Here is a 12818-nt window from a genome sequence, read left to right on the forward strand (position 1 = left end):
TTATAGGCTTTCTTCAGGCGCCGAATCTTGCGGACGTTTGCTGTAGGGGTCAAGCTCGGCGGGCACTTCGAGCTTGTCCGGGAACACCGGCGCCATGCCGCCGACCGCCTGGTACTGCTGCAGCTGGAATATGTAGGCCAGCACCTGGGCCGCCGCCGCGTACAGCGGCGCGGGGATGTCCTCGCCGAGTTCGGCGTTGAAGTACAGCGCCCGGGCGAAGCTGGGCGAGCGCATCACCGGCACGCGGCAGTCCTTGCCGGTGTCGATGATCTTCTCCGCCAGCTTCAGCGAGCCCTTGGCGATCACCTGCGGCGCGCGCATGCCTTCGTCGTACTTGAGCGCCACCGCGAAGTGGGTCGGGTTGGTGACGATTACATTGGCCTTGGGCACTTCCTGCATCATGCGCTTTCTCGCCGCTTCGCGCTGCATCTGGCGGATGCGGCCCTTCACTTCCGGCGAGCCTTCCGCTTCCTTGTATTCCTGCTTGACCTCTTCCTTGGTCATGCGCAGCTTCTTGTAGTAGGTCCACAGCTGGTAAGGAACATCCAGCGCCACCAGCAGGATCATCGCCGAGGCGACGATGAAGAAGGTGTGGATGATCATGTCGGTCATCTTCAGTATGCCGGATTCGAGCGGCATCGCCAGCAGACCGATGATCTCGCCCCGTTCGCGCCAGATATACCAGGTGGCGATGCCGCCGATCAGCATGCTTTTCAGGATGGCCTTCAATCCCTCGGCGGCGGAGTTCAGCGAGAACAGCCGCCCGATGCCGGGCAGCGGATTGAGTTTGCCGAAATTGGGACCCACCGCTTTCAGGGTGAGGTTCCAGCCGCCGATCAGCATGGGCACGAACAGCGCCACCAGCGCCAGGCCGGCGAAGAACGGCGCCAGCTGCCACAGCGCGCCGAAGATCGCCTCCTTGAAGCGCAGCAGCACCGGCTCGGTGCTTTGCACCGTGCTCTGGTCGAATGTCAGCAAATGGCGCATGGTGTCGCCGAGAAAGCTGGCCATCTTGCCGCCCAGCACCATCAGCAACGATACGCCCGCCATGGTGACGGCGAACGTCGACAGCTCCCGCGAGCGGGGGATGTTGCCGTCTTCCCGCGCCATCGAAAGCCGTTTGGCTGACGCGGGTTCGGTGCGTTCGAGGTCGGAATCTTCTGCCATGGGCTCGCTTTAATAATGCTTTTGTCTTGATTTTAAACTGAATGGTAGCCTATGCCGGGGCGTTCCGGCCAGCATCGCCGCCTCGCCTGTCCGCGGCGCAGGCGGTACAATACAGTGATTATCGATGGGATCGCCAACATGCAACAGTACCTCGACCTGATGCGCCATGTGCTGGAACATGGCCACGACAAGGCCGACCGCACCGGCACCGGCACGCGTTCGGTGTTCGGCTACCAGATGCGCTTCAATCTGGCCGACGGTTTCCCGCTGGTCACCACCAAGAAGTGCCATCTGCGCTCCATTATCCACGAACTGCTGTGGTTTCTGTCCGGCGACACCAATATCCGCTATCTGAAGGAAAACGGCGTGTCGATCTGGGACGAGTGGGCCGACGAAAACGGCGAGCTCGGCCCGGTCTACGGCTACCAGTGGCGCAGCTGGCCGGCGCCGGACGGCCGCCATATCGACCAGATCAGCCAGCTCCTGGACATGATCAAGAAGAACCCGGACTCGCGCCGGCTGATCGTGTCGGCGTGGAACCCGGCGCTGGTGGACCAGATGGCGCTGCCGCCCTGCCACAGCCTGTTCCAGTTCTACGTGGCCGACGGCAAGCTGTCCTGTCAGTTGTACCAGCGTTCGGCCGACATCTTCCTGGGCGTGCCGTTCAATATCGCCAGTTATGCCTTGCTGACCATGATGGTGGCGCAGGTGTGCGGTTTGGAGGCCGGCGACTTCGTCCACACGCTGGGCGACGCCCACTTGTACAGCAACCATCTGGAGCAGACCCAGCTGCAATTAACGCGCCAGCCGCGTCCGCTGCCGACAATGAAGCTCAATCCGGCGGTCAGAGACCTGTTCGCCTTCCGTTTCGAGGACTTCGCGCTGGAAGGCTACGACCCGCATCCGCACATCAAGGCACCGGTGGCGGTATGACGACAAGCAAGAAACCGCGGCTGACGCTGGTGGCCGCCATGGCCGCCAACCGCACCATAGGCATAGAGAACCGCCTGCCCTGGCGTTTGCCGGAAGACCTGAAGCATTTCAAGGCGGTGACGCTGGGCAAACCGGTGGTCATGGGCCGCAAGACCTGGGATTCCATCGGCCGGCCGCTGCCAGGGCGGCGCAATATCGTGGTGACGCGGCAGCAGGGCTGGCGCGCCGAAGGCGCCGAGGCGGCGCATTCGCTGGACGAGGCGCTGGCGCTGGCGGGCGACGTGGAAGAGGTGTGCCTGATAGGCGGCGCCGAGTTGTACCGCCAGGCGATGGCGCGGGCGGACAAGCTGTGCCTGACCGAGATCGCCCAGCCTTTCGATGGCGACGCGCACTTTCCGGCCTTTGCCGCCGAAGACTGGCGCGAAGCCGCGCGCGAGGCGGCGGTGGGCGCCGGCGGCTTGGCCTACGCCTTTGTCGAGTATCTGCGCCGCTGAGCGCGTTGGGCCCGTCCGGGCCTGCCGTTGCGCCAGATGCCGGGCCGGGAGCATGCGCTCCCGGCTTTTTTTGCGGCCCTGGCATGTCATGCGCCGTTTGTCGCGCATTAATTATTGATATGGGAATTTTTTTGATCTAGAGCGAATATTAGGTGTTACAAAACGATAACGCTGCCGGCCTGGCCGGCATCGCGCTCGCGCAGCCTGGCTGCGCCGCGCCTTCTGCATGGTATTCGTGGCCTGAAGTCCGATTCGGTACAGGAGCACGAAAATGGCGCGCATTGCTACCCCCATCAGCGAGATCAAGGCGCATTATGAAGTCGTGGTGATCGGTTCCGGCTACGGCGGCGGCATCGCCGCTTCCCGGATGGCGCGGGCCGGCCGCAGCGTCTGCCTGCTGGAGCGCGGACGCGAGATCATCCCCGGCGAATACCCGGCGACGCTGGCCGAGGCCACGCCGGAATTCCAGGTGCACCATCCGGACGGCCACCTGGGCTCGCGCACCGGCCTCTACGATCTGCACGTCAATCCGCAGCAGAACGTCATGGTCGGCTGCGGCCTGGGCGGCACCTCGCTGATCAACGCCAACGTCTCGCTGCAGCCTGAGCCGCAGGTGTTCGAAGACCCGCGCTGGCCGCGCCTGCTGCGGGAACACGCCGACACCCTGCTGAAAGACGGTTTCCTCCGGGCGCGGGACATGCTGCGGCCCAATCCTTACCCGGACGCCGCGCCGGCATTGCCCAAGCTGCAGGCCAACCAGAAATCCTCGGAGCGGCTCAAGGACAAGCACAGCTTCTACCGGCCGCCGATCAACGTCACCTTCGAGCCGCTGCCGGACGGCCGCAACCACGTCGGCGTCGAGCAGCAACCGTGCAACTACTGCGGCGACTGCGTTTCCGGCTGCAACAACAAGGCCAAGAACACCACGCTGATGAACTACCTGCCCGACGCGTGCAACCACGGCGCGGAAATCTTCTGCCAAGCGTCGGTGCGCTACCTGCAACGCGACGGCGACGGCTGGATCGTGCACTACCAGTACGTCGGTACCGGGCGGGAGGCATTCGACGCGCCGACGCTGTTCGTCAAGGCCGATATCGTCATCCTGTCCGCCGGCACGCTGGGCTCCACCGAGATTCTGCTGCGCTCGCGCGATCAAGGTCTCTCGCTGTCCGGAGAGCTGGGCAGGCATATGAGCGGCAACGGCGACATCCTGAGCTTCGGCTACAACAACGACGACAGGATCAACGGCATCGGCTTCGGCAGCCATTCGGCCAGGGAGGTCGGTCCGGTGGGACCTTGTATCACCTCCATCATCGACCTGCGCGACGAGACCGACTGGCGCAAGCGCATGGTGATAGAGGAGGGCTCGATTCCCGGCGCCATCGGCGGCATGATGGCGCCGGCGATGGCCGCGGCGGCGGCCGAACTGGGCCAGGCGGCGGAGGCCGGGGCGCTGGCCAAGCTGAAATACGCCGCGCGCGAGGCCGACAGCGCGCTGCGCGGGCCCTACCACGGCGCGATGAACCGCTTGCAGACCTATCTGATCATGAGCCACGACGACGGCGCGGGGACGATGGCGCTGGACGGACATGACCAGCTGCGGCTCGACTGGCCAAACGTGGGCGAGCAGCCCAACTTCAAGATCGGCAACGACAGGCTGCAGGAGGCCACCCGGGCGCTGGGCGGCATCTATGTGCGCAACCCGATCTGGACCGATCTGTTCAAGCACAGCCTGATCACCGTGCACCCGCTGGGCGGCTGCGTGATGGGCGAGGACGCCAGCCAGGGCGTGGTCAACCACAAGGGTCAGGTGTTCAGCGGGACGAGCGGGCGCGATGTCTATTCCGGCCTGTACGTGACCGACGGCTCGGTGATTCCCACTTCGCTGGCAGTCAATCCGTTGCTCACCATTTCCGCGCTCAGCGAGCGGGCGATGGCGCTGCTGGCCGCCGACCACGGCTGGAAGATCGACTATACGCTGCCATCGGCTTCCCGCCGCGCCGAACCGCAGTCGGACAAGCCGGGCATCGAGTTCACCGAGACGATGAAGGGCTTCTTCTCCACCGCCCACCGCCAGCCGGCCGGCGCCGATCTGGCCGCCTACCAGGCCGCCTGGCAGGCTGGCAAGGACGCGGGCTCGACGATGGGCTTTACCGTCACCGTGGCGTCGGACGATCTGGACCGGCTGATTTCCGACTCCAGCCATCCGGCCGCCATCGTCGGCACGCTGGAGGCGCCGGCGCTGTCACCGTTGCCGCTGACCGTCACCCACGGCGTGTTCAACCTGTTCGAGACGTTTCCCGGGCAGGTGGGCGTGCGGCGCATGAACTACCAGATGCGGCTGATGGCCGAGGACGGCGGCGAATATTTTTTCAACGCCTTCAAGTGGGTGCCGAGCAATCACAGCGTGCTCAGCGTGTGGTCCGATACCAGCACGCTGTACGTCACGGTATGCCGCGGCGCCGACGGCGGCGGCGAGGTGGTGGGCAGCGGCGTGCTGCGCATCGCGCCGGCCGACTTCGCGCGGCAGATGGCCACGATCAAGGTGCTCAACGTCTCCAGCGAGGCGGAACGGCTGAAGCGGATGGCCCGCTTCGGCGAGTATTTCGCCGGCGCGCTGTGGGAGAGTTATGGCGGCGTGCTGGCGCCCAACATCTATTTCAACCCGGACTCAGCGCCGCGCAAGAAGCGTCCGCTCAATGTCGGCGCGCCCGAAGTGCTGTTCTTTCCGACCGACGATGGCGTCAACCTGCGCCTCACCCGCTACCAGGGCGGCGACAAGGGGCCGGTGATGCTGGTGCACGGCCTGGGCGTGGGTTCCAATATCTTCTCCACCGACACCATTTCCACCAATCTGCTGGAGTACCTGTACCAGCGCGGCTACGACGTGTGGCTGCTGGACTTCCGCGTCAGCATCCTGCTGGAGGCCAGCCGGGGGCAGTGGGACGGCGACCAGGTGGCGCGCTACGACTATCCGGCGGCGATCCGGCAGATCCGGCAGGCCACCGGCGCGGCCGACGTGCAGTGCGTGGTGCACTGCTACGGCGCTACCACCTTCTTCATGTCCCTGCTGGCCGGGCTGGAGGGGGTGAGGTCGGTGGTGTGCTCGCAGATCGCCGCCGACATCGTGGTGCCGGCGGCTACCCAGGTGAAGACCGGCCTGCATCTGCCCTCGGTGCTGGACAAGCTGGGCGTGCAATCGTTGACCGCCTACACCGCGTCCGACTCCAACTGGTTCGAGAAGCTGTACGACACCGCGCTGAAGGGCTACGCGCTGGCGGAGGCGCAAGGCTACTGCGACAACCCGGTCTGCCACCGCATCACCTTCATGTACGCGCCGCTGTACCGCCACGAAACCCTGAACGAGACGCTGCACGACAATCTGCACGAGCTGTTCGGCGTGGCGAATATGCGAACCATGGAGCACCTGGCGCGGATGTGCCGCGAGGGGAGGCTGGTGGCGTTCGACGGCGCGGACATCTACATGCCGCACTTCGACCGGTTGCAAATGCCCATTTTGTTCATCAGCGGCGGGCAGAACGAGTGCTATCTGCCGGAGAGCACCGAGCGCACGTTCAACAAGCTGGTGGAGCGTTTCGGACCGGAGCGCTACAGCCGTCTGGTGGTGCCGGGCTACGGGCACATTGACTGCATGTTCGGCAAGAACGCGGCGGCCGATGTCTACCCGGCCATCGTCGCCCATCTGGACAAGACCGCAGGCGGCTGAGGCGAAAGCGCCGGGGCCGCTGGCCGGCCCCGGTCGCGCCTAGGCCATTCGACGCCGTCTTCACAAGGACATTCCCATGGACAAGATTCGTTGCGCGGAATGTGGCGTACGCTGGTTCCAGCGCTTCATCTGGATCGGCATCGCCATCAATATGGTGTTCGCCATCCCGGCGCTGTTCTGGCCGGACTATCTGAACAGCAGTTTCGGCCTGCCCAGCCAGGCGGTGTACCCGTGGCTGCAGAACGCCGGCATGCTGCTGGTGGGCGTCAGCCTGTTCTACGCGCCCGCCGGCATCAACGCCGCGCGCTATCCGGTGTATTCCTGGCTGTGCGTGCTGTCCCGGTTGATTGCGGTGGCGTTCTGGATTTACCTGATCCAGACCTCCGGCTATCCGGACGCCTTCCAGCCGCTGTTGTACACCGACGGCGCGATGTTCGTGATTCTGGGCGTCTTGCTGTACATCGGCCTGCCGGCGGAGCAGCGGCCGTGGCCATTGATCCTCGCCGGTCTGTGCGGCTTGTGGCGCTGCCTGGCCAAGTGCTTTGCCGGCGCCTGCCGCAAGATCGCCATCGTTGTGGTGCTGGTGTTGGCCTTCGTCGGCTACGAGACGTGGGCCAATCTGCTGCGCGAGGTGCCGCAGCCTGCGCTGCAGTCGGATGTCGAGCATTTCAAATACGCCGCCATCGGCCTGGGACAGGACGCCCGCATCCCTCTGTACGTGTTCGCGGTGCTGCCGCAGGTGTGCGCGCAGCGCATGCCCAGGATGGGCAGCGGCTGGCAGACTTTCGGCTTCATCTACGAGGGCGGGCATGATTTGCCGATAGGCCTGGCCAAGCGCCAGATAGGCTATCCGTCGGTGGAGCCCAACTGCGCGCTGTGCCACACCGGCATGTATCGCAAGAGCGCCGACGACGTGCCGGTGCCGGTGCCCACCGCGCCGGCGGCGCTGCTGGATCTGGAGTCGTTCCAGTGGTTCCTGTACGACTGCGCCGGCGATCCTGACTTCAAGGGCAAGGTAATGGACGCGATCGAGCGGCATTACGATCTGGGGCCGATCGAGAAGTTGTTCTACCGCTTTCTGATCGTGCCGGCCACCCAGCAGGCCTTCCTCAAGCAGGAGAAGCAGTACGCCTGGCAGAAGCTGCGGCCGCTGCAGGGGCCGGGCCGCACCGATACCTTCAATCCGACCAAAATGGCGATCTTCGGCTTCCCGGATGACTCCACCATCGGCACGGTGGATCTGCCGCAGATCTGGAATCAGAAGCCGCGCGAATCGTTGTACCTGCACTGGGACGGCAACAACAACGACATCCATGAGCGCAACTACGCCGCGGCGATGGCGGTGGGGGCGACGCCGCAGTCGGTGCTGCCGGCCGAGTTCAAGCGCGTGACCGATTGGCTGCTGACGCACGAGCCGCCCAAGTGGCCGTTCGGCGGCCTCGACCAGGTGCGGGTGGCGCGCGGGCGGACGCTATGGGAGCAAAACTGCGCCAGTTGCCATGACTTCGGCAAGGTCGCCACCGGCCAGGTGACGGTGGGCCTGGACGAGCTGGGCACCGACCCGTACCGCGTCAATTCCTTCACCGTCGGCCTGGTGGACAAGTTCCACCAGTTCAGGAAAGCGCCGTTCGATTTCGGCGCTTACCGCAAGACGCAGAGCTACAGCAACACGCCGACCGACGGCATCTGGCTGCGCGCGCCGTATCTGCACAACGGCTCGGTGCCGACGCTATGGGACCTGCTGCAGCCGCCGGACAAGCGGCCCAAGACGTTCTACCGCGGCTCCAGCGTGTTCGACACCCGCAATGTGGGCTTTGCCAGCGGCGGACCGGACGCCAGCGGGGGCGGCTACTTCAGGTTCGATACCCGTTTGCCGGGCAACCACAATACCGGCCACGCATACGGCATCCACTTGAGCGACGGCGAAAAGTGGGACCTGATCGAGTACATGAAGACCCTGTAGCGGGTTTGGAGAGCAGCATAGGAGGTGTGCGATGAGCGTGTTTGACGACTGGAAGAGCCGGATCGAGAGCGATCTGGCCGATGCCGAGCAGAGCCTGCAGCAGAAGAAGCAGATGCTGGCGCGATTGCAGCAAGTGCACGATCAGGTGTGGGATGTGATCAACAGCGGCTCCACCTCCCCGGCCTGCATTCCGTGGGAGTTTGCCCATGGCCTGTCCATCCTGGAGGGCGTGCTGGACGGCAAGCCGCTTCCCACCACCGAGGCGGAGTTGCCCACGCGGGTGATGGACGACGGCACGCTGCTGGGCTGCCGCAAGTGGGAGTTGCTGGACCCGCTATGGGGCGAGGCGCTGGTGGCGTGGTTCGAGCGCCTGCAGAACCGCGCCCCATGGGCGGCGACGCCGGCCCGTTTGGCCATTGCGAACCAGGTCAGCTTCAACATCGCCGGCGACTGGGGCAGCGGCGACTATATCGCCGGCAAGGTGGCGGCGGCGATGGCCGGGCAGCCGGCGGATTACACCATCCATCTGGGCGACGTCTATTACGCCGGCTCCAGCCCGGACGAGGCGCGCGATTTCTCCGGCTGGCCGGCGGGCGCGAGCGGCCAGTTTTCGCTCAACTCCAACCACGAGATGTACAACGGCGCGCTGGGCTACTACCAGGAGCTGGCGCAGCGCTTTCCCCTGCAGCAGGGCACCGGCTATTTCAGCCTGTACAACGCCAACTGGCTGATCGTGGGCCTGGACACCGCTTATTGGTCGGACAAGTACGCGCTGTACATGGACGGCGCGCTGGGCGACGAGCAGGCAGCCTGGCTGAAGCAGACGGCCGCCGGCTGGAAGGGCAGGATCATGCTACTGTCGCACCATGCGGGCTATTCGATGGACGGATCGGCGACGACCGCGCTCTACGACGAGGCGGTGGCGGCGCTGGGGCGCGTGCCGGACTACTGGTACTGGGGGCATCTGCACAATGTGATCTGCTACCAGCCGCGCAACGGCATGCTGGGACGCTGCATCGGCCACGGCGCCATTCCCTACGGCCCGGCCAGCGTTCTGAACGGCAAGCCGCAGGTGGCGTGGGCGGAAACGCGCTCGGCGGACGACAGCCAGTATCCGGAGCGGGTGTTGAACGGTTTCATCCGCCTGGAGCTGAATGGCAGCGTGCTGACGGAGACCTTGTACGACGAGAACGGGCAGCGCCGCTGGCCGTCGCCCTGACTCGGCGCGCAAGATCGAGCGGCAAGGGCCTGCGGCGATGCGGCTCAGCCCTTGCCCTCCAGCGCCTCGGCCGAGGTTTGCGCCAACTGGCTGTAATCCTGGCCGAATACCGCCACCATCTGCTTGAGCCGGCTGGTGTCGCGGGCGATCAGCGTTTTCAGCAGGCTTTCCAGGAAGTGGTAGGTGCTGTTCATCTGGCTCTTGCCGGCGCGCAGTATCGCGTACAGGCAGCGCTGGGTCAGCGGCAGCATGTCGTTCAGGGTATCGGTCAGGTAGCGGTTGTCGGCGTGGCGGTACAGCGCCGACAGGAACTCTATGCCGTGCTCGTAGAAGGCCTGCAGCTCGTCGCGGCGGTTGTCCTCCTCCAGCTGCGCCATCAGCTCGATGAAGCGCGCCAGGTCGTCGTTCTGCCAACAGGCGGCCAGGTTTTGCACCACGCGGTCCAGCAGCAGGAACCACAGGTCGAAGAAGTCGCGCACGTCGCGCGCGCTGATGCTGGCCACCACCGCGCCGCGCCGCGGGAAGATGTCCACCAGGTGGCGGCGCTGCAGGATAAGCAAGGCCTCGCGCACCGAACCGCGGCTGACCTCCAGTTCGGCGGCGATGCGTAATTCCTGGATGCGTTCGCCCGGCTTCATGTCGCCCTGGATGATCTGTGTGCCTAAGTATTGAGCGATCTGCTCGGTCAGCAGGTCGTTGGCCTTGAAAGTCATGAATCATCTCCGGAAAGCGGTTTTTTCGTTTTCATAAGTATTGTACGGCATGGCAATGCCGGATTGTCCGGCAATATTCTGTTGGTCAGCCGGTTTGTATCCAAAAGCAGCGGCCATGCTTGTCCGCGACACTGCCATGTCGCCGAGCGCGCATCACGCCGCCCAGCCTTGGGGCGGCCATGATATCAACCAGATGGTTAAAACGCATGTTTTGATGTTGTGTTGACCGGTAGGGCGGCTTTTTTCTGCCGTTGAGCACGGTTTTGGCGAAAAAGACTGCCAGAGGGTGGAAAAAGCCAAGATCGGTGCGCGGGCAGGCAAAAGGCCCGGCGGACGGCCGGGCCTTGGGGGGGAGGGGCCGTCGGCGGCTCAGGCTGCCGGCAGGCGGGTGGCCATCAGGTAGTTGACGGCGGTGTCGTCGTTCAGCGAGTAGATGCGGGTGAGCGGGTTGTAGGCCATGCCGCTCAGCGTGTGCAGCTCCAGCCCGGCGTGGCGAGTCATCCGGCCCAGCTCCGACGGCTTGATGAAGCGGGCGTATTCATGCGTGCCGCGCGGCAGCATGTTGAGCACGTATTCCGCGCCCACCACCGCCAACAGATAGGCCTTGGCGTTGCGATTCAGCGTGGAGAAGAACACCCAGCCGCCGGGTTTCGCCAGCGCGGCGCAGGCGCGCACCACGCTTTGCGGATCGGGCACATGCTCCAGCATTTCCATGCAGGTGACCACGTCGAAGCTGGCCGGCATCTCGGCGGCCAGCTCCTCCACCGGCACGCAGCGGTAGTCGATGGGGACCCCGGACTCCAGGCTGTGCAGCTGCGCCACCTTCAACGACTTTTTCGCCAGGTCGATGCCGGTTACCTGGGCACCCTGCAAGGCCATGCTCTCGGCCAGGATGCCGCCGCCGCAGCCCACGTCCAGCACCTTCTTGCCGGCGATGGACGCGTGGCGGTCGATGAAGTCCAGCCGTAGCGGGTTGATCTCGTGCAGCGGCTTGAATTCGCTGTCCTTGTCCCACCACTTGTGCGCCAGCTGGCTGAATTTGTCGATTTCGAGTTCGTCTACATTGCTCATGGTGTCACTTCGCCAGGATGCGGTTGCGCCAGTCGTCGGCACGGGCTTTCAGGTTGGATTCGTCCAGTGTGGCCAGTTTGCGGCCGGCCATCAAGGCGCGGCCCTTGACCCAGACGTGGCTGACCTGCTCGCGGCCGGCGGCGTACACCACGTGCGAGATCGGGTCGAAGGCCGGGGCGGTTTCCAGCGCCGACAGGTCGATGGCGATCAGGTCGGCCTGCTTGCCCACCTTGACCGAGCCCACCTTGTCGGCGATGCCCAGCGCGCGCGCGCCGTTGAGGGTGGCCATGCGGATGGCGGTGGCAGCCGGCACCGAGGTCGGATCCAGCGAGCCCACCTTGGCCAGGAGCGCGGCCAGGCGGGTTTCCGCCAGCATGTCCAGCTTGTTGTTGGAGGCGGCGCCGTCGGTGCCTATGCCCACCGCGATGCCGGCGGCCAGCATCTTGGGGATGGGGGCGATGCCGGAGGCCAGCTTCATATTGGAGGCCGGGTTGTGCGCCACCGATACGCCGTGCCTGGCTGCCAGTTCGATTTCGGCGTCGTTCAGGTGCACCATGTGGGCGGCGATCAGCCGCGGCGACAGCAGGCCCAGCTCCTTGAGGCGGGCCAGCGGACGCTGATGGTGCTCCTTGACGCTGTTGCTCACCTCGTCCGCGGTTTCGTGGATGTGGCAGTGGATCAGCATGTCTTCTTGCTCGGCCAGCGTCACAACCTTGCGGAAGGTATCGTCCGCTACAGTGTAGGGCGCGTGCGGGGCCAGGGTGAAGGTGACCAGCTCTTCGCCCAGGAACTGGCTGCGCTCGGCCAGGCTCTTGCTGATGTAGTCGTCGGCGTTGCTGGCGTAATTGGTCGGGAATTCCAGGATGGAACAGCCGACGAAGGTGCGCATGCCGGAAGCCAGGCCGGCGCGCGCCATCGCGCCGTTGTAGAAGTACATGTCGTTGATGGTGGTGGTGCCGCCGCGGATCATTTCCGCCATCGCCAGCAGCGCGCCGTCGAAGACGAAGTCGTCGTGCACGTGTTTGCCTTCGGCCGGCCAGATGTGGTTGTTCAGCCAGTCATGCAGCACTTTGTCGTCGGCCAGGCCGCGCAGCAGCGTCATCGCCGAGTGGCCGTGCAGGTTGATCAGGCCCGGCATCAGCACGTGGTCGGGCAATTCCAGCCGTTCGTCGGCGTCCAAGGCCGCAGCCTGCGCCGCTGGAACTATTGCGGCAATCCTGCCATCCTTGATCGCGATTGCGTGGTTTTCCAGGATTTCGCCGTCAGCTTCCACTGTGATGATCCAGCGGGCGGAGATAATCTTTTCATAACGTGACTGCGGCATGGCTCATATCCTGAATGCGTGGTCAAAAAGTGTCGTGGATTTTAGGCCCAGCAGGCAGGCAAGGCAATGTGCTGCTTTGATTCCTTAATATTTTCCAGGAACATGCCGCGGATATGCTTGAAAATGACGGTGATGGATGACTGGTGAATATTCCGGCCAAAAGCCCGTCTTTGCCGGTGTATACTGCTGATTGCACAACCGAATTCA

General features: G+C 64.6%; 9 protein-coding genes. 5 read left to right on the forward strand and 4 right to left on the reverse strand.

Features of this window, described 5'->3' with window-relative positions; translation table 11 throughout:
* The gene (flhB, locus tag BI344_RS09030) at positions 1-1167 is read right to left on the reverse strand and encodes a flagellar biosynthesis protein FlhB (RefSeq protein ID WP_071112621.1); all 1167 of its coding nucleotides are present in this window, start codon (positions 1165-1167) and stop codon (positions 1-3) included.
* Between the two features lie 138 nt (positions 1168-1305).
* Here flhB and BI344_RS09035 point away from each other — a divergent pair, with 138 nt between their 5' ends.
* The 5 genes from BI344_RS09035 (at position 1306) to BI344_RS09055 (ending at position 9503) form a co-directional block, all read left to right on the forward strand.
* Positions 1306-2100 (forward strand): thymidylate synthase, encoded by a 795-nt coding sequence (locus BI344_RS09035; RefSeq protein WP_071112953.1) that lies wholly within the window; start codon positions 1306-1308, stop codon positions 2098-2100.
* On the forward strand, positions 2097-2594 hold the full coding sequence (locus BI344_RS09040) for a dihydrofolate reductase (RefSeq protein ID WP_071112622.1): 498 nt from the start codon (positions 2097-2099) through the stop codon (positions 2592-2594). Before BI344_RS09035 ends, BI344_RS09040 begins: the two co-directional genes overlap by 4 nt.
* Before the next feature lie 271 nt (positions 2595-2865).
* Positions 2866-6321: an alpha/beta fold hydrolase gene (locus BI344_RS09045; RefSeq protein WP_071112623.1), complete on the forward strand. Its 3456-nt coding sequence runs from the start codon at positions 2866-2868 to the stop codon at positions 6319-6321.
* Positions 6322-6397: 76 nt separating this feature from the next.
* The gene (locus BI344_RS09050; protein WP_071112624.1) at positions 6398-8284 is read left to right on the forward strand and encodes a c-type cytochrome; all 1887 of its coding nucleotides are present in this window, start codon (positions 6398-6400) and stop codon (positions 8282-8284) included.
* A gap of 31 nt (positions 8285-8315) precedes the next feature.
* Positions 8316-9503, forward strand: a complete 1188-nt coding sequence (locus BI344_RS09055; RefSeq protein WP_071112625.1) for a metallophosphoesterase family protein — start codon at positions 8316-8318, stop codon at positions 9501-9503.
* Positions 9504-9547: 44 nt separating this feature from the next.
* On the opposite strand, the gene BI344_RS09060 is transcribed toward BI344_RS09055, so the two are convergent.
* The 3 genes from BI344_RS09060 to BI344_RS09070 all read right to left on the reverse strand — a co-directional run bounded on the left by BI344_RS09060 (position 9548) and on the right by BI344_RS09070 (position 12611).
* Complete coding sequence (locus BI344_RS09060; RefSeq protein WP_071112626.1) at positions 9548-10216, reverse strand: GntR family transcriptional regulator; 669 nt, start codon at positions 10214-10216, stop codon at positions 9548-9550.
* Between the two features lie 369 nt (positions 10217-10585).
* Positions 10586-11287, reverse strand: coding sequence for a bifunctional 2-polyprenyl-6-hydroxyphenol methylase/3-demethylubiquinol 3-O-methyltransferase UbiG (gene ubiG, locus BI344_RS09065; protein WP_071112627.1), 702 nt, complete (start codon positions 11285-11287; stop codon positions 10586-10588).
* A gap of 4 nt (positions 11288-11291) precedes the next feature.
* Positions 11292-12611, reverse strand: coding sequence for a TRZ/ATZ family hydrolase (locus tag BI344_RS09070; RefSeq protein ID WP_071112628.1), 1320 nt, complete (start codon positions 12609-12611; stop codon positions 11292-11294).
* Positions 12612-12818: the final 207 nt, after the last annotated feature.

The sequence above is a fragment of the Chromobacterium sphagni genome (assembly GCF_001855555.1).
Taxonomy (GTDB): Bacteria; Pseudomonadota; Gammaproteobacteria; order Burkholderiales; family Chromobacteriaceae; genus Chromobacterium; species Chromobacterium sphagni.